Genomic DNA, 23,159 nt, shown 5'->3' with positions numbered 1-23,159 from the left:
AGTCCAAAAAGTGGAAGTGACTCGTTCAGCCCCGACAAGCAAAAGATGAATGGGCATGAAGGCGTACTTTGCCTACTTGACCGTTTACCTTTTGACCTCGAGGGGCTTGTCACTGCAACTAGACAGGAGGCTATCCGTTCGCCCCATGGAAACCCGAGCAACCTGGAGCGGAAATCAAATTCTTTCAGGATCGTTAAAAAAAGCTCCCGAAGATGGGAGCTTTTCAAAATTTATACTTGCTGAGCCGCAGCTTCAGCTTTTAACTTTTCTTCATGTGCTTTTGCTAAAATATCTACTTCTTTTTTCAGTTCATCTAAAAGCTGATCCTCTGGAATCTTCCTTACGATTTCTCCGTGGCGGAATAACAATCCTTCACCACGCGCTCCAGCGATCCCGATATCCGCTTCACGAGCCTCTCCAGGTCCGTTAACAGCACATCCAAGTACAGCGACTTTGATTGGAGCACGTACATTTGAGATATATTCCTCCACTTCATTTGCGATTGAAATGAGGTCGATCTCAATTCGTCCACAGGTCGGGCAAGAAATCAGTGTCGCAGCATCGGAAAGAAGTCCGAATGATTTCAATAATTCACGTGCAACCTTAACTTCTTCAACAGGATCTGCACTCAGTGAGATACGAACAGTGTTTCCGATCCCTTTATGAAGGATAGCCCCTAATCCAGCAGCACTTTTAACGGTACCTGCAAAAAGTGTACCTGATTCTGTAATCCCAAGATGTAATGGGTAATCAAAAGCTTTTGCAGCTTTTTCATAAGCTTCGATCGCGAGATTAACATCAGATGCTTTCATGGAAACGATAATATCATGAAAATCAAGATCTTCTAAGATCTTAATATGGTGAAGAGCACTCTCCACCATACCATCTGCTGTAGGGTAACCGTACTTCTCAAGATATTTTTTTTCAAGAGAGCCTGCATTAACACCGATTCGAATCGGGATGCCTTTTTCTTTTGCAGCTTTTACCACGGCTTCAACCTTTTCACGGCGACCGATGTTACCAGGATTGATCCTAATCTTGTCTGCTCCACCTTCGATGGCTTTCAGCGCAAGCTTATAATCAAAGTGAATGTCTACAACTAGTGGAATATTAATTCTTTTCTTTATGTCTGCGATCGCTTCTGCAGCACGCATATCAGGACATGCAACACGTACTACTTGGCAGCCCGCTTCTTCCAAACGTAAAATTTCAGCTACTGTAGCCTCAACATCGTGTGTCTTTGTTGTTGTCATACTTTGTACAATAACCTGATCAGTTCCACCTATTGTTAAGTTTCCTACTTTTACAGGTCTTGTTTTAGAACGGTGGGTGATTTCACTCATTGGTGAATCGCTCCTTTTTTCAAATTGACAGTATTATTCTGTCCTATCATCAGTTCATTTTAGCAGGGAACATTTTGTTTTGACAAGTAATGTTATCTGACTTATTTATGATACACAGGGAATTTGTAGGATTTACCTATTTGTATATTCTCTGGATTCACTTCAGGGTTTAATGATTTAAAGTCTTTTATCATAGATACTATTGAATAATTATTATTTGAATTCAGTTTCTCTACAACAGATATTAAAGTATCACCAGGCGTAACCTCATAGGTTTTAAACTTTTGTTTGTTCTTCTGATCTTGTTTCTTTTCTGTCTGTATTTCTGCGTTGGCAGAACTAGACTGAGGGAGTGTACCGATTTTTAAATCATAGGCTACCACATATAAGATAAGCATGATTACACAGACTCTAATGAATCGTTTCATATATTCCCTCTCCTTTCGCATATGTTACTATATGCCTGTCCATTTACTATATGACAAGTTTACAGTGACTTCTTTCTTGGGCATGGTGTAAAATGGAAAGGCAGGAAGGACAGAAAAAAATAATTTTCTGCGTAACTTTGTAGTTGTACCGATTGGAGAGGTGAAAGTAATGAAAAAAACAAAAGTACTTGCTCTGTTGTCTATAATGATTGCAGCGCTATTTATTGCTCCTTTAAAAATGTATGCTGATGCTGCACCTGGCGACATTATCGTAACGTTAGGTGAGAACTTAACAGAACAACAAAAAAGTGAATTGTTAAAAGAAATGGACGTTCCAGCTGATGTAGAATCTGTAGTAGTAACAAACGAAGAAGAGCATCAATATTTAGGCAACTATATTTCAAAAGCGCAAATCGGCTCAAAAGCGATCTCGTCAACAAAGATTACAATTGGCGATAAAGACCAAGGGTTGTCGGTTGAGACCAATAATATCAATTGGGTAACAGAAGAAATGTATATGAATGCTTTGACGACTGCTGGTGTGACTGATGCAGAGATCTATGTAACAGCTCCATTTAAAGTTTCAGGGACAGCAGCATTGACGGGTATCATAAAAGCGTACGAGTCGACAGCACAGATTGAGATTCCAGAAGCTCAAAAACAAGTGGCAAATGAAGAGATGGTAAAGACTGCTGAACTGGGTGAAAGAATCGGAACGAAAGAAGCCACCGAGCTGATGACACGTGTTAAAGAAGAAATTGCAAAAAATCCGGTACAATCAGAAGAAGATCTGCGAGCTTTGATTGAAAAAGTTGCAAAAGATATGGGGATTGAATTAACACAAGAAGAACTAAATGGATTGCTTGCGTTGTTCAATAAAATGAAAGAACTTAATATCGATTGGGATCAAGTTCAAAATGGACTAAAAGACATCAGTAATAATCTTGGTGATTTTTTAAAAGACGAGGAAACACAGTCTTTCTTCCAAAAGATTATCGATTTCTTTATGGCCATCATTGAAGCGATTAGATCACTATTTAAATAGAATTCAAAAAAGCGGCTTTTAGCCGCTTTTTTATTTTTTTCGAGGAATCTTAGTAATAGAGAGAGCGCATATGAGAAAAGCTAAAATCCAAAACCACAAAAAAGAATATGGGATATGAACATTAAAAAAGAATAATACCGTTAGTAACACGGATGGAATGGTGATGGAGTAGCAAGATAATACCCATAGGTGTCTGTATGATTGTTTTCTATTAAGAAGTTGTGCAACTGGAATGATAACGGCAGCTAGAATAGAAGCGCCAGAAAACAAGATTCCTGAGAAGAGTACATACATCACGACATAGATAACGGCAATAATGATAAGGAAGATGCCATCCAATGTGGAACCAAAGTTTTGCATTTGGTCAGTATTTAATCCAAAACTCTCAAAATTGTTTAGAGGTTGATTTTTAGATAAAAGACCAACTAAAAATAAGCTGAATACAGGTATCATACATAATAGTGTTAACAATAATACATACATGATGGTACTGCCGACCCCTAAGAAACGAAAAGATGCGATAGATTTGAAGGACCATAAACTTTTGATAAAACGAATATGTAATTTCATATGAGAAGCTCCTTTAATTGTTAGCATAATTAGTGTACATGAACCGGGAACTTTCGACAATATGCTTCAATTGTAAAGGTAATGTTACAAATGCTCTGTTTTTATTTACACAAACAATACAAATAGAGATAATGGCGTAGGTTGATAAATGATAGTTAATAAGGAGCTGTAAACATTGAATTATCAAGAAATGTTATTTCAATTTATCGGAGGACTGGGGATCTTCTTATTCGGTATTAAGTACATGGGAGATGGCCTTCAAAACTCTGCAGGAGACCGATTACGAGAAATACTTGATAAATTAACAACAAATCCGTTTATGGGAGTTTTAGCAGGGATATTTGTAACAGTATTAATTCAAAGTAGTTCAGGTACGACAGTTCTTACTGTCGGACTAGTGAATGCTGGTTTCTTAACATTACGCCAAGCTATTGGTGTCATCATGGGTGCCAATATCGGTACTACGATTACATCTTTTATTATCGGTATTGATGTTGGAGAATACGCACTGCCGATTATTGCAGTTGGTTCGATCTTGATCTTCTTCTTTAAGAATCCGAAGTACAATTATTTTGGACAGATTACATTTGGTTTTGGAGCATTGTTCTTAGGACTTGAACTTATGGGAGACGGTATGAAGCCCCTACGCAGTCTTCAATCATTTCAAGATTTAACCGTTTCTATGAGTGACAATCCGATTCTAGGTGTAGTAATCGGGACGTTATTTACGGTAATCGTTCAATCATCAAGTGCAACAATCGGAATCTTGCAAGAACTTTATTCTCAAAACATGATCGATCTAAAAGCAGCACTTCCTGTATTGTTCGGTGATAATATCGGAACGACGATCACAGCTATTCTTGCAGCGATCGGAACAACAGTTGCAGCAAGACGTGCGGCACTAACTCACGTTATCTTTAACTTACTTGGAACACTGATCTTCTTGATCATACTTGTTCCGTTCAGACACTATATTGAATTTTTATCAACAAAATTAGACTTAGAACCTGCTATGCAGATTGCCTTTGCGCATGGAACATTTAATGTAACGAACGTTCTGATCCAATTCTGGTTTATCGGGGCATTAGCTTTCATCGTAACTAAGTTAATAAAAGGTGAAGATGTTCTCATTGAATACAAAGCAAAACATCTCGATGAAATCGTATTAGAAACAGCACCATCATTAGCTATCAGACAAGCGAAACAAGAGATTATTCGAATGGCTAATTATTCGCAGAGCGGATTAAAAGAAGCGATCACTTATCTGAACGAAAAAGACAAGAAGAATGCAGACCTTGCCCTACAATATGAAGAAGCGATTAACAATCTAGATCGTCAAATTACAGCATATTTGGTTAAATTGTCTGCTCATCCATTGACTCCGCAGGAATCAAACGAACACTCAATGCTATTGGATACGTCTCGTGATATTGAACGTATTGGAGATCATATGGAGAATATTATCGAGCTCGTGGACTATCAGTTACGTAACAATGTACGTTTAACAGATACGGCAAAACAAGACCTTGATGAAATGTTCACGTTAACTGTTTCTACAGTAGATAAAGCAGTTAAAGCACTTGAAGAAGGTAATGTAGAACTAGCAACTGAAGTCTTAGGCTTAGAGGACAAAATTGATAAGATGGAACGTACACTTCGTAAGCAACATATCATGCGGATGAATGAGGGTCAGTGTGACGGAAATGCTGGTATCGTGTTTGTTGATATCATCAGCAACCTCGAAAGAATAGGGGATCACGCTGTAAATATTGCAGAAGCTGTATTAGAGAAGTAGAATGAAACCAAGAGGCATCATAGTCTCTTGGTTTTTTTAGTTCTATTGTTTATGAAGGAGAATTACATATGGATATCTTATATTGGATCATTATAGGTATAACCTTTCTAGTTAGCTTTATTGCGTTAATCTATCCGATCTTGCCAGGTGTATTATTTCTTGCCGCAGGTTTTGTTATCTATGGACTTGCTTTTTCCTTTGAACCGTTCACACCATTCTTCATTATTGTACAAGTCCTATTATTTATCAGTTTATTTATCGTCGATTATGTAGGGAATGCATATGCCGTGAAGAAAAAAGGTGGGTCGAAGGCTGCTCTATGGGGGAGTACAATCGGTTTGATCGTGGGACCATTTGTTATTCCTGTCGCCGGGATCTTGCTTGGACCGTTTATAGGTGCTGTAGTAGCAGAAATGATTTTTCAGAGGAAAGGACTCAAACCTGCTGTTTCAATCGGCATAGGGACAGTTCTGGCTTTTGTAGGTACCACATTAATAAAAGTGCTTACACAAGCTATCATGATTGGTTATTTTTATTTCCAAGTCCTATAAAACGTCCTTGCTAATTATGGAACACCGTGCTATATTATTTTTGTTCTGAAAAAGCACATGTGTTCGTTTAGATTAATTTCTAAAATGTTATTGACTTTAAATGCGAAATCGTGCTATAGTAGTTCTTGTCCTTAACAAACGTTAAGACGTTATTCCACAGTAGCTCAGTGGTAGAGCTATCGGCTGTTAACCGATCGGTCGTAGGTTCGAGTCCTACCTGTGGAGCCATTTTGGCGGTGTAGCTCAGCTGGCTAGAGCGTACGGTTCATACCCGTGAGGTCGTGGGTTCGACTCCCTCCGCCGCTACCAAAATGTTTTTTTACTCACGATGGCGGTCGTGGCGAAGTGGTTAACGCATCGGATTGTGGTTCCGACATTCGGGGGTTCGATTCCCCTCGTCCGCCCCATAACATTTACATAAGTATTTCATTGGACCCTTAGCTCAGTTGGTCAGAGCGGTCGGCTCATAACCGATTGGTCGTAGGTTCGAGTCCTACAGGGTCCACCATAATCGAGGAGGTATACCCAAGTCCGGCTGAAGGGATCGGTCTTGAAAACCGACAGGGGTTTAACGACCCGCGGGGGTTCGAATCCCTCTACCTCCTCCATTACATATTTAAAATTCTTGGCTCGATAGCTACGAGCGTTACAGCACGAGTATGCTACGAGTTGTCTCGACGGATACACACCAGGGTGAACGTGTAGAGGAAGAGACACAGTATTCGAATAAAAACCAATAATTTTTGGTTTATAAAATTTTTGGCTCGATAGCTCAGTCGGTAGAGCAGAGGACTGAAAATCCTCGTGTCGGCGGTTCGATTCCGTCTCGAGCCACCATTCATACATAACATCAACCTTACGACTTATATGTCGTAAGGTTTTTTTATGTTTAAAAAGGGTACAGTGTTTAAGAATTGAAAGTTCATTGTAAATTTGATAAGGTAAACATGTTGAATACTTTCTAAACAAGAAAGTTGATTAAATGGTTCCAATTTTCAAGTTAATCTTGAAAATGAACATAAATAATTACATATTATGAGGAGGAAATGAACATGGCTAAATTTGAACTGCCTGCATTACCTTATGAAACAAGTGCTCTTGAACCGCATATTGACAAAGAAACAATGGAGATCCACCACGGTCGCCACCACAAAACATACGTTGATAACTTGAACGCTGCTCTTGAAGGTCAAGCTGAGTTTGAAAACAAAACCTTAGAGGATATTCTAACGAATTTAGATGCTCTTCCACAAAGCATCCAAAACGCTGTTAGAAACAATGGTGGTGGACATGCTAACCACAGCTTATTCTGGGAAGTAATCGCACCAGGTGGAGCGAACACACCTTCTGGAGAACTTGCTGAAAAGATCAATAATAAATTTGGAAGTCTTGATGCATTTAAAGAAGAGTTTGCGAACGCAGGGAAAACAAGATTCGGTTCTGGCTGGGCTTGGTTAGTAGTAAACAATGGAGAATTAGAAGTAACGAGCACTCCAAACCAAGATACTCCGGTTATGGAAGGAAAAACACCTATCCTAGGACTTGATGTTTGGGAGCACGCTTACTATCTGAAATATCAAAACAAACGTCCTGACTATATTTCAGCATTCTGGAACGTTGTAAACTGGGATGAAGTTGAAAAGCGCTATAACGAAGCTAAATAAATTAAGTCATTAAGCCGCTGGCATGCCAGTGGCTTTTTATTATGCCTTTATCATGAATTTCATAATGATCAGATAGTGTTACAAGTAATTCATCTAACGTGAAGTTGCCATCACCAAAGGAAACAGTGGACTGAACAACAAATACGTTTTTAGCTTGAAAAAACCAAAGCAGTCGATGGTCAGTAGTTTCTTTCTTAGAACTCTGTAAGGATTGAAACAAGAGTTGTTGATCTACAAGATCAAATATCCAATACTCAAACAAATTCGTTCCCTCCTTATTTTTAGAAATATTGTTTCGTGCATTGCTATTTCTTTTCTTATTCATGTTGATGAAGCACAAGATTGTGAGTGGTCTAAATTCAAAGAGCTTTACAAACAGCCTTGCAAAAAAATCCAATTTTCTTAAAAGTGAATAGCTCCCTTCGTCTTGAAAGACACTAACGACGAAATGTAAGGGGGCGAAATCATGAGAATCAAAAAAATCATGGATACCGACCAATACCCTAGAGATTTGTATTTGTTGTTATTTGTAGGTGGATTGTTTACGTTAAGTACGGCTTTATCTAATACATTTGTTAACATATTTCTTTGGAAGCAATCGGGTAAGATCACGGATATTGCCTGTTATAACCTGTCAATCGTTGTTATGCAGCCAATAGCGTTCTATTTTGCTGGTTGGTTTGCGAAAAAGATCGATCGCGTCATCGTATTAAGGATTGGAGTTCTCATCCTTGCTATGTTTTATATCGGAGTCCTTTTTATGGGTTCGATGGCGAGTAATTACTTGATCTTATTAGGAGCCATGTTAGGTTTTGGATTGGGTTTTTACTGGCTCGCATTTAATGTTTTAACACTTGAAGTTACAGAACCTGAGACACGAGACTTTTTTAACGGATATTTGGGTGTTTTAAACTCGATATCAGGTATGATCGGACCGCTGAGTGCAGGTTATATCATTACTAGGATGGACAAACATCTGGGGTATGAAACCATATTCAGTATTTCAATGGTTTTATTTTTGATTGCCGTGGTCATCAGTTTCTTTTTAAAAAGGAGAAAAGCAGATGGACTGTATGGTATCAGAAAGGTTTTACAAGAACGTAAGCAAGATAAAGCATGGCTTCAGCTATTGAGAGCACACTTTTTTCAAGGATTCCGTGAAGGGACTTTTATATTTTTGATCGTGATTTGGGTTTATACCGCTTCTAAAAGTGAATTTGCACTTGGATCGTATGGATTCGTCCAGTCTTTTGTTTCTTTTATCGGATATTATTGTGTTTCACACTATTTACATCCCAAGAATCGTATGAAGGCGATATTTGGGGGAGGACTACTGTTATTCGTGTCTCCATTCATGTTGCTGTTTCCTGTTTCATTTACGCTTCTTATAATATATGGCGTTTCAGTATCGATCGCTTATCCCTTATTGTTAGTCCCTTATGTATCATTGACTTATGATATTATCGGGAAATGTCGTGGTATACATGAAAAAAGGATTGAGTATATTGTGGTACGTGAGTTGTATTTAAATGCGGGAAGAATCGTATCTATTCTTACGTTTATCATCGTAGTACATCTTCTGTCCGAAGAAAAAGGTATTCCTTTATTACTTCCTATTCTAGGAGCTGGGCACTTTTTTATTTATTTCTGTTTAAGAAAAGTTTCGATCACTCCCCGTAACTCTTCTTCAAAAACGATTGAGATTGCTGAAACACAACAAGATGGGAACAATCCAAATAAACAATGATTTTCTTTTGACATAATAACCTTGGTAAGGATACTATATTATGTAGATATAATTACCGGTTCGCTTAAGACACCTTTTTTAGGGTGTCTGTGCTGTTTTAAAGGGAGATTTACAATATTATGAAAACAAAAGATAAGAAGAAAAATCATGTGCCCATTCGTATTAATGCCTTATTCATCTCTGTATTTTTTCTCTTTTCTGTTCTAGTTCTCCGCCTTGGCTATGTGCAGATTGTAAAAGGAGAGGAATATCAGCGAACGGCATATTTAACGGAAAATGTTACAACAAAGCTTGATGCTCCACGCGGGAAGATGCTAGACGCAAACTACCGTGTAGTTGTAGACAACGAACCTGTTTTCTCTATTACATATACGAGAACACAAGAAGCTGATGCAGAAGAAAGATATCAGTTGGCATTGAAGCTTGCAGATCTTATCGAAAAGCCAACAGATGAACTAACTGAGCGAGATAAAAAAGATTATTTTATTTTTCTTAATGAAAAGCAAGTAGAGTCAAGAATTTCTAAAGAGGAAAAAAAGGATACAGCTCCAGAAGAACTTTATGATCTTATGTTAGAGAAAGTAACAGAAGAAGATATTAACTCATTTTCGGAAAAGGAACTTGAGGTATTGGCGATAAAAAGTGAGATGGACCGAGGCTATACCTTATCTCCTCAGCGTATCAAGATTGGAGCGACAGAAAAAGAGATCGCTATGATCAGTGAACATTTGCCTGAGTTAGAAGGAGTGGACATTAAGCCGGATGCTGAACGCTCTTATCCGTTTAAAGATTCATTCCGAGATATATTTGGCCAAGTAAAACAAATTCCGAAATCGAGAATGGACTTTTATACTTCTCGAGGCAACGATCGCAATGATATGGTTGGAACAAGTTTTCTGGAAGAACAATACGAATCACTACTTCGCGGCACGAAAACAAAGATAAAATATGTAACAGATAAAAAAGGAAATCCAGTTGGAGATCCTGTTGAAGAAGAAGGAGCAAGAGGTAGTGATCTTGTACTAACAGTAGACATGAGTCTTCAACAAGAGGTCGAAAAAGTCATTGAAGAAAAATTAAAAGACGCCATTCGTGGAAAAAATGCATATGCAAACAGTAAGTTAGATAGTGCGTATGTCGTGATGATGGATCCGAACACGGGGGCTATCCTCTCTATGGCCGCTAAGGAATATAATCGTAAAACAGGAAAGTTTATCGATATTCCGTTTGGTAACGTTTATCATTCCTATGCGATGGGTTCAACCGTTAAAGGAGCTACCGTGCTCACTGGTTTGCAACAAGGTGTGGTATCACCAAATACTGTGATAAACGATGCACCACTTACATTCGGAGATGGACGATCTTTAAAATCACATGAAAGCATGGGCCAGGTTGATGCTGTGGAAGCGCTAGAGCGTTCATCAAACGTTTATATGTGGCATATTGCCATGAAACTTGCAGGCTACGATTATTCAAATAAACGCTTTAAAGAAAATAAAGTTCAAGAAGCGTTCGAAATTTTAAGGAACTCATACAGCCAGTTCGGGCTGGGTGTTCCAACTGGGATTGATCTTCCTTCAGAAGCAACTGGCTATAACACAGGAGTAAGTCGTGAACTATCACAAGCGATGTTCTTCTCTATCGGACAATTTGATACGTACACGCCGATGCAGATGGCTCAATATGTATCGACAATTGCAAACGGTGGATTAAGGATGCAACCTCACTTGTTAAAAGAGGTGCGTGAACCTTCTGTGGATCCAAATAAATTAGGTAAACTTCAGTACCGATTTGAACCGAATGTTTTAAATAAAATTGAGATGTCACCAAGTCAAATCAAGGTGGTTCAAAAAGGATTCTACGAAGTTATGCATGGCAACAGTGGTACCGCTGCTTGGAAGTTTAAGAATAAAGATTACAACCCAGCAGGAAAAACAGGTACCGCCGAGATCGATAAAGCTACAGGAATCGTCAATAAAACCCTGATCGGATATGCACCTTACGAAAATCCAGAAGTAGCATTTGCTGTTGTCGTGCCTGACATCAAAGAAGGAAATACGAACAGTGAGATTGCTGAAGGAGCCTTGGATGCATACTTCGCTATGAAAAAAGAAGGTGTACCAACAAAGCCTGATTCAAAAGAAGAAATTACTGAGGAACCGCGCTAATAAGTGCGGTTCTTTTTAGTATAGATAAATTTGGATTGCAAAGAATAAGAACATATTCATGGATAAACCAGTCTTAACAATACCTTTACAATTCATTAAAACGTAGTTCACATTCAAGGTTTATTGTAGAACATGTAAGAAAGAAACAAGCTCTTAAAAAAAGGGATCATGACCTGAGAAGAACTTCTCTAACATGATAAGACGAAATAATCATAATTTAGGGGGACCTATCAAGATGAAGAAAATGAAGTCTGTGTACCTTTTAGCAGTAATGTCGCTAATCCTAGTTTTCGCAGCAGCATGTGGAAACAAGAGTGAAGATGGAGCTGCAGGCGGCGGGGATCTTAGCGGAAAGATTAAAATCGATGGATCTTCCACAGTATTCCCAATCATGGAAGCTGTTTCTGAAGAGTTCCAAGCATCAAATCCTGAAGTACAAGCACCAGTAGGAGTATCTGGAACTGGTGGAGGTTTTGAAAAATTTGTTCGTGGAGAATTAGATCTTGCTAACGCTTCTCGTCCGATCAAAGACGAAGAGAAAAAAGCAGCTGAAGATAAAGGAATTGAATATACAGAATTTGAACTTGCGAAAGATGGTCTTTCAGTAGTTGTTTCAAAAGATAACGACTTTATTGATCACCTTACACTTGATGAACTGAAAAAGATTTTCTTAGAAGAAAACCCTGCTAAAACATGGGCTGATGTTCGTGAAGGATGGCCGAAGGAAAAAATCGAAGTCTTCTCTCCAGGAACGGATTCTGGTACTTATGACTACTTCGATGAAGTAATCCTTGAAGAAAAACCAATGCGTCGTGACGCACAGCTTTCTGAAGATGATAACGTTCTAGTACAAGGTGTTACTGGATCTAAAGATGCAATTGGATTCTTTGGATATGCATATTACCAAGCAAACAAAGATAAGTTAAAAGCTGTTCCAATCGATGGTGGTAACGGTCCAGTTGAACCAACGCCAAAGACAATTGAATCTGGAGAATATGCACCACTTTCTCGCCCATTGTTCACATATGTAAATAACAAAGCATTAAAAGATAACGAAGCAGTGTATGAATATGTGAAGTTTGCTCTTGAAAACTCAGGTGAGCTTGCTTCTTCTGATACGATCGGATACGTTTCTCTTCCAAAGGAAAAATACGAAGAGCAAATGAAAAAGCTAGATGAGCTTGCAGGTAAATAATTGTCCTTTATTGAAGTAAAGGAATAAGAATCATATAACAGGGTGAGGAGTGAGAAATCTCCTCACCTTTTCACCTGTTTAGTATTGTCGAATTATAGGAGGTCTTATTGGTGTCCAGAGATAAATCAAACCAAAAATCAATCCGCTCTATGATTCAGGAGAATAAGTCTTCAAGAAGTCAATCGGCGGTAATGGAAAAGGTAGTTCCTAAACTCTTTTTAATCTGTGCAATCATATCTATCTTTACAACAATAGGTATTGTTTTTACATTGTTAACAGAAACTTTTACTTTTTTTAATCGAATCTCAATAGTAGAATTTTTCACGAACACAAGATGGTTCCCTTTTGCTGCTGACGAACATGCAGACTTTGGAATCATTGCTCTCATCATGGGTACATTGACCGTTACAGCTATTGCAATGGTTGTTGCGATCCCAATAGGTCTTGCTGCTGCTATCTATTTAAGTGAATATGCATCTGCAAAGACGAGAAAAGTTATTAAACCGATCTTAGAAGTATTAGCTGGGATTCCTACGATTGTTTATGGATTCTTTGCTCTCACGTTCGTTACACCTTTATTAGATAAAATCATCCCAGGCGGAATTTCAATCTTTAACGCACTAAGTCCCGGAATTGTAGTTGGTATTATGATCATTCCGATGATCGCTTCATTATCTGAAGATGCGATGAATGCCGTACCAAACTCTATGAGAGAAGGTGCATTGGCTCTTGGTGCAACAAGATTTGAAGTAGCGATGAAAGTAGTGCTTCCAGCAGCACTCTCAGGAGTAATCGCATCTTTCGTACTAGGAATTTCAAGAGCGATCGGTGAAACGATGATCGTTACCATTGCAGGGGGGTCTAGACCAACTGCAGATATCAATTTAACAGAGTCGATCCAAACGATGACAGCTTATATCGTTCAGGTCAGCCAGGGTGACACGGGCTATGGTACAACGATCTATTACAGTATTTATGCTGTAGGTATGACTTTGTTCGTATTCACATTAATCATGAATTTACTTGCTCAATTCATTTCCCGCAAGTTTAGGGAGGAATATTAATGGCATTAATCAATAAAGAATCTGTTAAAAAAAGAATGGGAACTCGATTAGCAGCTAATGGTGTTGCTAAGTTCCTATTTATCCTTGCAACATGTTTTTCCTTACTCGTATTAGGAGTATTGATCTACCGAATATTAGCAGAAGGATTACCTTATTTAAGTTTAGATTTCATTACAAATTTTGCGTCTCGTATGCCTGAACGTGCAGGTATATGGGCTGCGCTGCTCGGTACCATTTGGGTGATGGCTGTCACTGCACCTGTTTCATTCATACTTGGTGTTGGAACCGCGATTTATTTAGAAGAGTATGCAAAAAAGAATGCTTTTACTAAGTTCGTACAAATCAATATTTCGAATTTAGCGGGCGTTCCATCGATTGTATTTGGTTTGTTAGGTCTAACGATCTTCGTTCGTCTACTAGGACTAGGATCAAGTGTACTGGCAGGTGGTCTGACGATGAGTCTATTAATTCTTCCTGTTATCGTCGTCGCTTCACAAGAGGCAATCCGCACGGTGCCAAGAGAAATTCGAGAAGCTTCTTTTGGGATGGGAGCGACAAAATGGCAGACGATTAGAAGAATCGTCTTTCCTGCAGCGCTTCCTGGAATCTTAACAGGGACGATTCTTGCTTTATCACGTGCTGTAGGTGAGACTGCACCACTTTTAGTGTTAGGTGCATTAGCGTATGTAGCGTTTGTTCCAGAAAACATTTTCTCACAGTTCACTGTATTACCGATTCAGCTTTACAACTGGACAAGTAGACCGCAAGAAGAGTTTCATATGATTGCAGCAAGTGGAATTATCATTTTGTTAATCATCTTGCTGATCATGAATTCAATTGCTGTATTAATCCGAAATAAGTTTCATAATCGCTTCTAATAGAGAGTAGGAGGACGAGAGCATGGATATTACAATCAACAAACAAATGGTTCAAAAGAGTGAAAAAGAACAGGATTTCACACCTGTCTTTAAGATTAATAACCTAAACTTATGGTATGGACAGGATCATGCCTTAAAAGATATTAAATTTGATATTCCAGAAAAGCAGGTTACGGCAATCATCGGACCATCAGGTTGCGGTAAGTCAACGTTTATTAAAACGTTAAACAGAATGGTAGAAATGGTTCCAATCGTTCGTATGTCAGGGGAAATTGTGTATCGAGAAAAGAATATTTTCACTCCTAAATACGGTGTGGAAGAACTTCGTACACAAGTCGGTATGGTGTTTCAAAAACCAAATCCGTTTCCTAAGTCTATTTATGAGAATGTAGCTTACGGCCCTCGTATTCATGGGATTAAGAACAAAAAGGTCTTAGATGAAGTTGTAGAGAAAAGCTTAAAAGGCGCTGCAATCTGGGACGAAGTGAAAGACCGTCTTCACGAGAATGCTTACGGCTTATCTGGTGGTCAACAACAGCGTTTATGTATTGCAAGATGCTTAGCGATCGAACCAGATGTCATTCTTATGGATGAACCTACTTCTGCGCTTGATCCGATCTCTACTCTAAAAGTGGAAGAACTGGTGCAAGAACTTAAGAAAGATTATAGCATCGTTATCGTGACACATAATATGCAACAAGCTGCTCGTATTTCAGATCGTACAGCATTTTTCTTAAATGGAGAAGTTGTGGAATATACAGATACAAGTACATTGTTCTCGAATCCATCAGATAAGCGAACAGAAGATTATATTACAGGTAGATTCGGTTAAACAAAGAAAATAGGAGTGAGATAAATGGTTGTTCGTGAAAATTTTCAGCTTCAATTAGAAGAGATGAAACAAGCGATCGTTCAGATTTCTAAATTGGCAGAGGAAGCATTAGAGCTCTCTGTCGAAGCATTAAAGAATCAAGATCTTGATAAAGCCCTACAGATTATTGAAAATGATAATCGTATCAATGTCCTTGAAGATGAAATCAACGACATGGCCATCCTCTTAATCGCTAAACAAGCACCTGTAGCATCTGATCTTAGACGAATCATTGCTGCCATCAAAATATCATCTGATATCGAAAGAATGGCTGACTTTGCGGTTAATATCGCAAAGTCAACCATTCGAATCGGGAAGCAAGAACTCATCAAACCATTAGAAGAGCTTCCTAAGATGGCGCATCATGCGATTGCTATGCTTACAACCGCTACAAAAGCATATGTAGAAGAAGATGTTGCTTTAGCGAAACAACTAGCAGAATTAGACGATGAAGTAGATGAAACGTACGGAAAGATTATAAAAGAACTATTAGAGCTCATGACTAAAAATCCTGATCACCTTTCTCAGATCAGTCAGCTTCTGTTTGTATGCAGATATATCGAGCGTACAGCGGACCACGCAACGAATATTGCAGAAAGCATCATCTTTCTTGTAAAAGGAAAGAGATACGGTTTAAACGATTAAACAAATAAAAGAAGCGAGCACTGCTCGCTTCTTTTATTATTGTACTTTTCTAAAAAATGTTACTTTAAACTCTTTGTCACCTTTGACAATTGATTGTAGTGAAAGGTGGGAGACTCTCGGCTAGGACAGGCGGGCAGGTGAGACACTTAAGAGTGAAACGAACGAATGTGGCTCACCGGCTGCCCCCCGGAAAGCGAGCACCTGAAACGGAAATCAACACTTTCAAAAGCAACAAAGTTTACGAAAACAGCCTTTATTATATTATGTAGAATTATGAACTTGTTATTTCTTTCGCGATCTCATCAAAGCTCATCTTGCTGTTTACTTGGTGAGATTCAGCTCTTACAGCGCCTTCTAAGTTATTCGAGCGAAGATATTTTAAGAACTCATCGCTATTTTTAATGATGTTCTCTTTTTGCAGAAGATCACATACTTCTCCTGTACTCATTCCTTGAGTAATCGTTAAAGTCATCTGATACACTTTTTCTTCCTCTTTTGGAGGAACAGCTTTTGGTTCTTCTATTGCAACCGGAGCAGCAACTGTATGATCCGTGTCTTTAAGTGAAGTATACTCTTCCTTTGAAATTGCTAACTCGCCTTTTTCAGAAAGATATTGAGCTACCGATTCTTCTGTTAGTTCAGAAGTTTTATCAGCATCATCAGCCGTATAATAAAAACCAGCCAAAATTCCTGTTGAAAGGATTATACCTGCTGAAAATCCGCGAAGGTTTTTGCTTGTCATACCCATTACCCCTCACAAATTAGTTCTTATCGTTAATCATCATTTCATCTTCAAGAACTTTTAGTTTCTTTTTTATTTGATAGATCTCTTTCATTAACTGAATAGTAAAGTTCTCGAGCTGTGTCTCAACTGAAGCTTCCTTGTTTTTTCTAAAGGAAAGAATCAAAAGAATAACACCTACTAGTAACAATCCAAAAATAGCAAACTCCATAATATCCTCCCTAATTTAAAGCTATACCCTTTACTTTTATAACATAGTATTTTGCTGTGGTATAGGTTTTTTCGCAAAAGTTTACACAAATTACTACAATTCGACTATTTTCTCATTTCTCTCCAATAAAACGAAGGAGCTAGGGATATAAAAACGACGGTTTTTGTCTTACTTTGTCAATTTGACAGAATAATCTGAGATATTAACCGGTTACAAAAACTTTACATATACGGAAATCTCAAGTGGGATAAGGAAGCGCCATTTTTCGACTTTTTTGACACATTGTATATAAAAATATCCAGTGATACGATTATAAAAAATATGGTAATAAAAAACGTTTATTAGAATAATTGATTAGGATGAGGTGATGAACTTGATCGAAGATATTGTGAAATTAAAGGAGAATGGTTTAACTCTTCAAGAGATCGCACAAAGAATGAACATGTCTTTAGGAAAGGTTCAGTATCGCTGGAATAAATACCGGCAGCAGCAAGTACCAACCACTCATGAACTTTCATCTCAACCCGTTCTTAAAGTAGATAAGTGGTCGATGCCTTTCGAATATGAAGAGGCTAATGTTCATTTGATGCCAAGGAGCCCTGATAGTTTGTATGCTTATTGGAGTTTTTCAGAATCAACAAAGCAGATGGCAGAACATCACTTTCGCACGAAATGGGAAGACCTTCCTTCGATATTAAAAATATATGACGTGACTGACATTGATTTCTTCGGACATAATGCGCATCGGACGTTTGAAGTAGAGCTTCCGCCGATGACGAACAACTGGTTCCTGCAATCCTTAGAACCTGGGAGAACATATATCGTTGATATTGGGACACGTACCTTCGATGGCAGTTTTTTTACTCTATTACGATCTAATCCTGCAGAAACTAGCCCTTCTTTATATAACAGTAATCATGATGAAAAAATCGACAGATGGAAACACCAAAGAGTTGAACAACCGGAATGGCTTGAAAATTTTTCGACCTATTCTTATTATCAAAAAATTAGATAGGAGAGTAAAACATGTCTAACGGGTATTTTTCATTAGTCTTGCACGCTCACCTTCCTTATGTGAGGCATAAAGAAGCAAATCGATTAGAGGAAAGATGGGTATTTGAGGCACTCACTGAGACATATATCCCGTTGTTATGGGTACTCGAAGATCAGCCTGAAAACTTGTCTTGGACCTTATCATTCTCATCACCTTTGTTAGAGTTACTCAACGATCCAGTCATACAAAAAAGGTATCTTGAACATTTAGACCTTACGATAAAACTTGTTAAAAAAGAAAAAAAGCATTCTACAAACAAGGAAGAACAAAAGATTATTGCTTTTTACGAAGACCGCTACAAAAGAATTATGGACACCTATCAAAAGTTTGATTGTAAAGTTACAGATGCTTTTAAACGCTATATGGATCTTGGGAAGGTTCACTGTATCACTTCCTCAGCAACCCACGCATTCCTTCCATATATTCAAACGGAGCAAGGAGTTAAAGCTCAAATCTTTGCAGGCGTTAAAACATTTGAAAAGTTCTTTGGGGAAAAACCTAAAGGATTCTGGCTGCCAGAATGTGCTTACTCTCCCGGAGTAGATAAAGCTTTAGCTGATGCAGGTATTCAATTCACTTTCGTAGATGAGGAAACTTTACTTAGGAGTAAACCTCTTCCATCAAAAGGGATTGGAGCTCCGGTATATTCACCGCACGGGGTGGCATTGTTCTCAAGAAATCAAACTATTTCAGAAACGATCTGGAATTCCTCTGTGGGCTATCCGGGCGATTTCGATTATCGAGAGTTTTATCGAGATGTCGCTTATGAGCGAGAGAACGATTATATAAAGAGCTTTATTCACCCAGATGGGATTCGAGTCGATACAGGTTTAAAGTATTGGCGGATAACAGGAAAAACCGAGAACAAAGACTGGTACCAAAGAGACTGGGCTTTAAATAAAGTACAGAATCATGCAGAAGACTTTTGTCATCGTATTAATGAGTATCTACATACCAACGAACAATCTTACCCTCCTCAACTAATTACTGCACCGTTTGATGCTGAGCTATTTGGACACTGGTGGTTTGAAGGACCAGAATTTTTACTTCAATCCATGAACGTTTCAACAGAACAAAACATCACGTGGATCACACCTCAAGAATTTTTAACAAGACATTATCAGGATTTAGAAACTGTAAGACCATGCTTTTCTACATGGGGAAGAAATCAAACAGGCGAAGTATGGCTGAATGAGTCCAACGCTTGGATGTACCGACACTTGCATCACTGTGAAAGAAAGCTGGTCCAACTAGCAGCTCGTCTTTCATATAACGAACCTAACATCGTTGTGGAACGATATGCAGACCAAATGGTTCGGGAATGGATGCTGGCTGCTAGTTCGGATTGGGCTTTCATTATTGAAGGTAATAGTGCAACAGAATATGCGAAGTCAAGATTTCAAGAACATATCGAAAGGTTTCATGAACTGAATCGATCGATTGAGAATAAAACGTATCATCCAAATGAGATAGCAGATTATGAAAACAAATATCCTTTCATGCTGACAACAGGTCTGTGGCACTACTTTAAGAATAAACATGATGAGTATGTGACGTCTCACTATAATGACCAAAATGGTAAAGGTAAAAAGAAGATATTAATGCTTTCATGGGAGTTCCCTCCTATGGTAGTAGGCGGGTTAGCACGGCATGTGTTCGATCTTTCAAGAAAATTAGTCGAACAAGGAACAGAAGTATATGTGATTACTTCTTCGGTTCCGGGATACCCGGAACATGAAGTGAATAATGGTGTCCATGTGTACCGTGTTGCTGGTAAACAGCCGAATTTCTCATCGTTTTTTCACTGGACAGGAAGTTTGAATATGGCCATCACTGAACAAGCTTTAGCATTAGCAAGTAAGTTTGATTTTGATTGTATTCATGCTCATGATTGGCTTGTTTCGGTATCGGCACTAGTCATCAAGAAAGAATTGAACCTTCCGTTGATCACCACGATTCATGCAACAGAACATGGAAGAAACAATGGGATAACCTCACCTCTTCAATACGAGATTAATCAGAAAGAATGGGAGCTTATGGATGGGTCAGACAGTCTGATCGTCTGCAGTGACTATATGAAGAATGAATGTACAGAGGTCTTTAGCATTCCAGAGGAAAAGATAACGATTCTACCAAACGGCATAGATCCAGAACAGATTACATTCGAACAAGGTACCTCTTTAGAGGATACGAAAAACGAGAATGAACTTCTTCTTTTTTCAGTTGGCAGACTTGTAAAAGAAAAAGGATTCCAAACGATCATAGAGGCTGCAGATCTACTAAGAAGTTCTGGCAAACACGTCAGGTTTGTAATTGCTGGAAAAGGTCCGTTAATGGATGAACTAAAAGAAATGATCAGACAGAGGAACCTAGAAGAATATGTTCATCTTACAGGATTCGTTAGCGATGAGGAAAGAAATAAATGGTTTGCAAAAGCGGACGCTGCCATCTTTCCAAGTCATTATGAACCGTTTGGCATTGTTGCATTAGAAGGGATGGCTTCAGGAAAACTGACCATTGTTTCTGATACGGGTGGGTTAAGGGAAATTGTAGATCATGAAAAAACGGGATTGAAAATATATCCGAACGATCCAGGCAGTATTGTATGGGCTGTAGAATATATCCTTAGCAATCGTGAACGCTGCCAAGAAATGGCCAGAAATGGTGAAGAAACAGCAAGAACCGTTTTTAGTTGGGATTCAATTGCTGAAAAGACTGCAGAACTCTATAAGACAGAACAAAATAAAACATCAAAAGTGGGAGGTATCGTTTAATGAAGGGTGTAATTATGGCTGGTGGAAAAGGTACAAGGTTAAGACCTCTTACATGCAATATGCCAAAACCAATGGTGCCGATGCTTCACAAACCCGTTATGGAATATGGGATCGAACTTCTGAAGAAATTTGGCATTACTGATATTGCCGTTACGGTTCATTACTTACCAGACGCAATTAAAAACTATTTTGGTGATGGTCGTGATTTTGGTGTGAACCTTCATTATTTTGTTGAAGATACGCCTCTCGGAACAGCAGGCTCCATTAAGAATGCTGAAGAATTTTTAGATGAGCGTTTTATCGTGATATCAGGTGATGCACTAACAGATTTCAACCTTGAAAAAGGTATCCAATTTCATGAAGATAAAGAGTCAATAGCGACGATCTTTATGAAACAAGTAGATTCACCCTTAGAATATGGTGTGATCATGACCAATCAAGATGGAAAAATCATTCGTTTTCTTGAGAAGCCAAGCTGGAATGAAGTCTTTAGTGATACGGTGAACACAGGTATCTATGTACTCGAACCAGAAGTGTTCCGTTATATTGAAAAAGATGTACCCGTTGATTTTAGTAAAGATTTGTTTCCGCTCCTTATGAAAGAAGATAAAAATTTGTTCGGTTACCAAGCAGAAGGATATTGGTCTGATATCGGGAGCCTTCAGCAGTATCGTCAATCGCATTATGATATGTTAAACGGATTAGTGAATCTACCCTTTGCGGGAGAGGAAAAAGAACCTGGTGTTTGGGTAGGTGAGAATGTTTTTATTGAAGATGGAGCTGTGATCGAAGCACCTGTAAGTATTGCAGATGGAGCAGTTATTCGTAAAGGCTCTCATATTGGAAAACTATCAGTTGTCGGAAAGAATAGTGTAGTAAGCTCAGGAAGCTCTTTAAAGAAAACGGTATTGTGGAACGATGTTTTTGTAGGTGATCAATGTGAACTAAGAGGAGCAACGATCGCGAACGGTACGAAAGTAGAAAAAGATGCCTCTGTTTTTGAACACGCAGTAGTTGGTAACCACTGTACGATTGGTAGAAATGCGACGCTAAAACCTGATGTGAAAATCTGGCCAGAAAAAGAAATCTTTGAAGAAGCACTTGTTCATACTTCGATCGTATGGGGCAAAAAAGCTACAAAATCTTTGTTTGGATCTAGAGGCGTTTCTGGAATCGCAAACGTGGAGATCACACCCGATTATATTGCAAGACTTGCATCGGCCTATGGAGCTGTTCTTCCTTACGGGTCACAGATCATCATCGCAAGTGACTCACATGACTTTTCAGTGATGATCAAGCAATCTTTTATTCAAGGACTTCATTCTTCTGGAGTTCATACGGTCGATATTAGTCCTACAGTCGCACCAGTCGTACGTTTCTCGATTGAAGAAGAACGCTTAGAAGGCGGTGTTTACGTAAGGTTCTCAAACCCTACGGGAGAAAAACAACTGATGATCGAATTCTATGATAATAAAGGACTTCCGATTCATTCTGATCTTGAAAGAAAGATAGAGAATGCTTATTGGCAGGAAGATTATAGACGTGCTTCATTTGATCGTATCGGTAAAGGTGCTATTCAAGCGAATAAACACGAAGATTACATTTCGGCTCTTTTAGAAGAAATACAAGAAAAGGGAATTCAAGAAGCTAAGTTTAGAGTTGTAGTAAATTACAATCATCAGCCGTATCTGAATTTTATCCCTAATCTATATAATCGATTGAACTGTGAGATTCTCACCGCTCCTTATCAGACGAAACCAGAGGAGATGGCCTCCTTTGTCAGAGTTACAAATGCCAATATCGGTGTTTTGATCGGAGAAGCGGGTGAAACACTGCGCCTCATCACAGAGACAGGTGAAGTGTTGGATGAAGAGACGATGCTAGCTCTCTATGTTTTCACGGCATTTTCTCAAGGTAAGCAAAAAGAGATGGCTATCCCTGTATATGGATCATCTGCTCTCGATTCCATAGCTGAACGTTTAAAAGGTAAGCTGATTCGTACGAAAGCAAATCCGCGTTCTATCATGGAAGTAGGAGATGGCGTTCTGAATTATCAATATGATGCTCAGTACGCGTTCGTTCATATTTTAGAGATCATGGCGATGCAGAAGATCACATTATCTGAACTCGTCGAGATGCTTCCTGACGTGCATATGCTACGGGAATATGTACCTTGTCCAAAAGATAAGAAAGGGCGAGTGATGCGCAGACTGATGGAGGATATCCGTGACAACAATGTAGAATTGCTTGATGGCATTAAAGTCTTTCATCCTGAAGGGGGCTGGACACTTATCCTTCCAGACGTAGAACAGCCTGTATTTACCGTATATTCTCAGAATACGGATCCTGAACAAGCAAAACAAGCAGCATCTCAATATATTGAAAAAATCCAGTTATATCAGCAGGTGTAACAG

20 protein-coding genes and 6 tRNA genes are annotated in these 23,159 nt (G+C 38.7%); 20 read left to right on the top strand and 6 right to left on the bottom strand.

Annotated elements, in window-relative coordinates; translation table 11 throughout:
- Nucleotides 1–230: 230 nt before the first annotated feature.
- Nucleotides 231–1,343, bottom strand: a complete 1,113-nt coding sequence (gene ispG, locus ABE65_RS14215; protein ID WP_066396210.1) for a flavodoxin-dependent (E)-4-hydroxy-3-methylbut-2-enyl-diphosphate synthase — start codon at nucleotides 1,341–1,343, stop codon at nucleotides 231–233.
- 101 nt (nucleotides 1,344–1,444) lie between these two features.
- Nucleotides 1,445–1,771, bottom strand: coding sequence for a LysM peptidoglycan-binding domain-containing protein (locus ABE65_RS14210; protein ID WP_066396209.1), 327 nt, complete (start codon nucleotides 1,769–1,771; stop codon nucleotides 1,445–1,447).
- A gap of 169 nt (nucleotides 1,772–1,940) precedes the next feature.
- Between ABE65_RS14210 and ABE65_RS14205 the strand changes: the two genes are divergently transcribed.
- Nucleotides 1,941–2,816, top strand: a complete 876-nt coding sequence (locus tag ABE65_RS14205) for a DUF1002 domain-containing protein (RefSeq protein ID WP_066396208.1) — start codon at nucleotides 1,941–1,943, stop codon at nucleotides 2,814–2,816.
- A 30-nt stretch (nucleotides 2,817–2,846) separates the two neighbouring features.
- Here ABE65_RS14205 and ABE65_RS14200 read toward each other — a convergent pair whose 3' ends face one another.
- A complete protein-coding gene (locus ABE65_RS14200; protein WP_066396206.1) occupies nucleotides 2,847–3,386 on the bottom strand; it encodes a DUF1189 family protein in 540 nt (179 codons plus the stop codon).
- A gap of 190 nt (nucleotides 3,387–3,576) precedes the next feature.
- Between ABE65_RS14200 and ABE65_RS14195 the strand changes: the two genes are divergently transcribed.
- The 9 genes from ABE65_RS14195 (at nucleotide 3,577) to ABE65_RS14155 (ending at nucleotide 7,396) form a co-directional block, all read left to right on the top strand.
- Nucleotides 3,577–5,181 (top strand): Na/Pi cotransporter family protein, encoded by a 1,605-nt coding sequence (locus ABE65_RS14195; RefSeq protein ID WP_066400203.1) that lies wholly within the window; start codon nucleotides 3,577–3,579, stop codon nucleotides 5,179–5,181.
- 68 nt (nucleotides 5,182–5,249) lie between these two features.
- Nucleotides 5,250–5,732 carry a DUF456 domain-containing protein gene (locus ABE65_RS14190; protein WP_066396204.1) on the top strand — a complete coding sequence of 161 codons (483 nt, stop codon included), beginning with the start codon at nucleotides 5,250–5,252 and terminating at the stop codon, nucleotides 5,730–5,732.
- 153 nt (nucleotides 5,733–5,885) lie between these two features.
- Nucleotides 5,886–5,960: transfer RNA gene (locus ABE65_RS14185), tRNA-Asn, on the top strand.
- Between the two features lie 4 nt (nucleotides 5,961–5,964).
- Nucleotides 5,965–6,041, top strand: a tRNA-Met gene (locus ABE65_RS14180).
- Between the two features lie 22 nt (nucleotides 6,042–6,063).
- Nucleotides 6,064–6,139: transfer RNA gene (locus tag ABE65_RS14175), tRNA-His, on the top strand.
- A 24-nt stretch (nucleotides 6,140–6,163) separates the two neighbouring features.
- Nucleotides 6,164–6,240, top strand: a tRNA-Ile gene (locus ABE65_RS14170).
- A gap of 7 nt (nucleotides 6,241–6,247) precedes the next feature.
- Nucleotides 6,248–6,340: transfer RNA gene (locus ABE65_RS14165), tRNA-Ser, on the top strand.
- Nucleotides 6,341–6,493: 153 nt separating this feature from the next.
- Nucleotides 6,494–6,569: transfer RNA gene (locus ABE65_RS14160), tRNA-Phe, on the top strand.
- A gap of 215 nt (nucleotides 6,570–6,784) precedes the next feature.
- Nucleotides 6,785–7,396 carry a superoxide dismutase gene (locus ABE65_RS14155; protein WP_066396201.1) on the top strand — a complete coding sequence of 204 codons (612 nt, stop codon included), beginning with the start codon at nucleotides 6,785–6,787 and terminating at the stop codon, nucleotides 7,394–7,396.
- Nucleotide 7,397: 1 nt separating this feature from the next.
- Here the strand turns inward: ABE65_RS14155 and ABE65_RS14150 are convergent, their stop codons facing one another.
- On the bottom strand, nucleotides 7,398–7,658 hold the full coding sequence (locus ABE65_RS14150; protein ID WP_066396199.1) for a hypothetical protein: 261 nt from the start codon (nucleotides 7,656–7,658) through the stop codon (nucleotides 7,398–7,400).
- Between the two features lie 201 nt (nucleotides 7,659–7,859).
- Here ABE65_RS14150 and ABE65_RS14145 point away from each other — a divergent pair, with 201 nt between their 5' ends.
- The 7 genes from ABE65_RS14145 (at nucleotide 7,860) to phoU (ending at nucleotide 15,964) form a co-directional block, all read left to right on the top strand.
- On the top strand, nucleotides 7,860–9,143 hold the full coding sequence (locus tag ABE65_RS14145; RefSeq protein WP_082861439.1) for an MFS transporter: 1,284 nt from the start codon (nucleotides 7,860–7,862) through the stop codon (nucleotides 9,141–9,143).
- A 119-nt stretch (nucleotides 9,144–9,262) separates the two neighbouring features.
- Entirely contained in the window at nucleotides 9,263–11,311 is a 2,049-nt protein-coding gene (locus ABE65_RS14140) for a penicillin-binding transpeptidase domain-containing protein (RefSeq protein ID WP_066396196.1), read from the top strand.
- 235 nt (nucleotides 11,312–11,546) lie between these two features.
- A complete protein-coding gene (locus ABE65_RS14135) occupies nucleotides 11,547–12,506 on the top strand; it encodes a PstS family phosphate ABC transporter substrate-binding protein (RefSeq protein WP_066396194.1) in 960 nt (319 codons plus the stop codon).
- A 149-nt stretch (nucleotides 12,507–12,655) separates the two neighbouring features.
- On the top strand, nucleotides 12,656–13,570 hold the full coding sequence (pstC, locus tag ABE65_RS14130) for a phosphate ABC transporter permease subunit PstC (RefSeq protein ID WP_066400200.1): 915 nt from the start codon (nucleotides 12,656–12,658) through the stop codon (nucleotides 13,568–13,570).
- Entirely contained in the window at nucleotides 13,570–14,448 is an 879-nt protein-coding gene (pstA, locus tag ABE65_RS14125; RefSeq protein WP_066396192.1) for a phosphate ABC transporter permease PstA, read from the top strand. The genes pstC and pstA overlap by 1 nt, the downstream gene beginning before the upstream one ends.
- Nucleotides 14,449–14,494: 46 nt before the next feature.
- Complete coding sequence (gene pstB, locus ABE65_RS14120) at nucleotides 14,495–15,280, top strand: phosphate ABC transporter ATP-binding protein PstB (protein WP_269148798.1); 786 nt, start codon at nucleotides 14,495–14,497, stop codon at nucleotides 15,278–15,280.
- Between the two features lie 24 nt (nucleotides 15,281–15,304).
- Nucleotides 15,305–15,964: a phosphate signaling complex protein PhoU gene (gene phoU / locus ABE65_RS14115; protein ID WP_066396187.1), complete on the top strand. Its 660-nt coding sequence runs from the start codon at nucleotides 15,305–15,307 to the stop codon at nucleotides 15,962–15,964.
- A gap of 271 nt (nucleotides 15,965–16,235) precedes the next feature.
- Here phoU and ABE65_RS14110 read toward each other — a convergent pair whose 3' ends face one another.
- Together ABE65_RS14110 and ABE65_RS14105 are read right to left on the bottom strand one after the other, a co-directional pair.
- Nucleotides 16,236–16,706 carry a hypothetical protein gene (locus ABE65_RS14110; protein ID WP_066396185.1) on the bottom strand — a complete coding sequence of 157 codons (471 nt, stop codon included), beginning with the start codon at nucleotides 16,704–16,706 and terminating at the stop codon, nucleotides 16,236–16,238.
- Nucleotides 16,707–16,725: 19 nt separating this feature from the next.
- Nucleotides 16,726–16,917: a hypothetical protein gene (locus ABE65_RS14105; RefSeq protein WP_066396184.1), complete on the bottom strand. Its 192-nt coding sequence runs from the start codon at nucleotides 16,915–16,917 to the stop codon at nucleotides 16,726–16,728.
- 367 nt (nucleotides 16,918–17,284) lie between these two features.
- Between ABE65_RS14105 and ABE65_RS14100 the strand changes: the two genes are divergently transcribed.
- Genes ABE65_RS14100 through ABE65_RS14090 form a run of 3 tightly spaced genes read left to right on the top strand, consistent with a single transcriptional unit; the run spans nucleotide 17,285 to nucleotide 23,156 of the window.
- Nucleotides 17,285–17,932: a DUF4912 domain-containing protein gene (locus ABE65_RS14100; protein WP_066396179.1), complete on the top strand. Its 648-nt coding sequence runs from the start codon at nucleotides 17,285–17,287 to the stop codon at nucleotides 17,930–17,932.
- Between the two features lie 11 nt (nucleotides 17,933–17,943).
- Complete coding sequence (locus ABE65_RS14095; RefSeq protein WP_066396177.1) at nucleotides 17,944–20,745, top strand: 1,4-alpha-glucan branching protein domain-containing protein; 2,802 nt, start codon at nucleotides 17,944–17,946, stop codon at nucleotides 20,743–20,745.
- On the top strand, nucleotides 20,745–23,156 hold the full coding sequence (locus ABE65_RS14090; RefSeq protein WP_066396175.1) for a sugar phosphate nucleotidyltransferase: 2,412 nt from the start codon (nucleotides 20,745–20,747) through the stop codon (nucleotides 23,154–23,156). Before ABE65_RS14095 ends, ABE65_RS14090 begins: the two co-directional genes overlap by 1 nt.
- Nucleotides 23,157–23,159 lie beyond the last annotated feature (3 nt).

The sequence above is a fragment of the Fictibacillus phosphorivorans genome (assembly GCF_001629705.1).
In the GTDB taxonomy this organism is placed as follows: domain Bacteria; phylum Bacillota; class Bacilli; order Bacillales; family Fictibacillaceae; genus Fictibacillus; species Fictibacillus phosphorivorans_A.
This window is presented reverse-complemented; position numbering and strand designations above follow the sequence as displayed.

Coding starts and splice junctions, on each gene's coding strand:
- ispG (WP_066396210.1), bottom strand. CDS start 1,343: ATGAGTGAAATCACCCACCGTTCTAAAACAAGACCTGTAAAAGTAGGA.
- ABE65_RS14195 (WP_066400203.1), top strand. CDS start 3,577: ATGTTATTTCAATTTATCGGAGGACTGGGGATCTTCTTATTCGGTATT.
- ABE65_RS14100 (WP_066396179.1), top strand. CDS start 17,285: ATGAACTTGATCGAAGATATTGTGAAATTAAAGGAGAATGGTTTAACT.
- ABE65_RS14210 (WP_066396209.1), bottom strand. CDS start 1,771: ATGAAACGATTCATTAGAGTCTGTGTAATCATGCTTATCTTATATGTG.
- ABE65_RS14190 (WP_066396204.1), top strand. CDS start 5,250: ATGGATATCTTATATTGGATCATTATAGGTATAACCTTTCTAGTTAGC.
- pstC (WP_066400200.1), top strand. CDS start 12,656: ATGATTCAGGAGAATAAGTCTTCAAGAAGTCAATCGGCGGTAATGGAA.
- ABE65_RS14200 (WP_066396206.1), bottom strand. CDS start 3,386: ATGAAATTACATATTCGTTTTATCAAAAGTTTATGGTCCTTCAAATCT.
- ABE65_RS14140 (WP_066396196.1), top strand. CDS start 9,263: ATGAAAACAAAAGATAAGAAGAAAAATCATGTGCCCATTCGTATTAAT.
- pstA (WP_066396192.1), top strand. CDS start 13,570: ATGGCATTAATCAATAAAGAATCTGTTAAAAAAAGAATGGGAACTCGA.
- phoU (WP_066396187.1), top strand. CDS start 15,305: ATGGTTGTTCGTGAAAATTTTCAGCTTCAATTAGAAGAGATGAAACAA.
- ABE65_RS14095 (WP_066396177.1), top strand. CDS start 17,944: ATGTCTAACGGGTATTTTTCATTAGTCTTGCACGCTCACCTTCCTTAT.
- ABE65_RS14105 (WP_066396184.1), bottom strand. CDS start 16,917: ATGGAGTTTGCTATTTTTGGATTGTTACTAGTAGGTGTTATTCTTTTG.
- ABE65_RS14090 (WP_066396175.1), top strand. CDS start 20,745: ATGAAGGGTGTAATTATGGCTGGTGGAAAAGGTACAAGGTTAAGACCT.
- ABE65_RS14155 (WP_066396201.1), top strand. CDS start 6,785: ATGGCTAAATTTGAACTGCCTGCATTACCTTATGAAACAAGTGCTCTT.
- pstB (WP_269148798.1), top strand. CDS start 14,495: ATGGTTCAAAAGAGTGAAAAAGAACAGGATTTCACACCTGTCTTTAAG.
- ABE65_RS14135 (WP_066396194.1), top strand. CDS start 11,547: ATGAAGAAAATGAAGTCTGTGTACCTTTTAGCAGTAATGTCGCTAATC.
- ABE65_RS14205 (WP_066396208.1), top strand. CDS start 1,941: ATGAAAAAAACAAAAGTACTTGCTCTGTTGTCTATAATGATTGCAGCG.
- ABE65_RS14110 (WP_066396185.1), bottom strand. CDS start 16,706: ATGACAAGCAAAAACCTTCGCGGATTTTCAGCAGGTATAATCCTTTCA.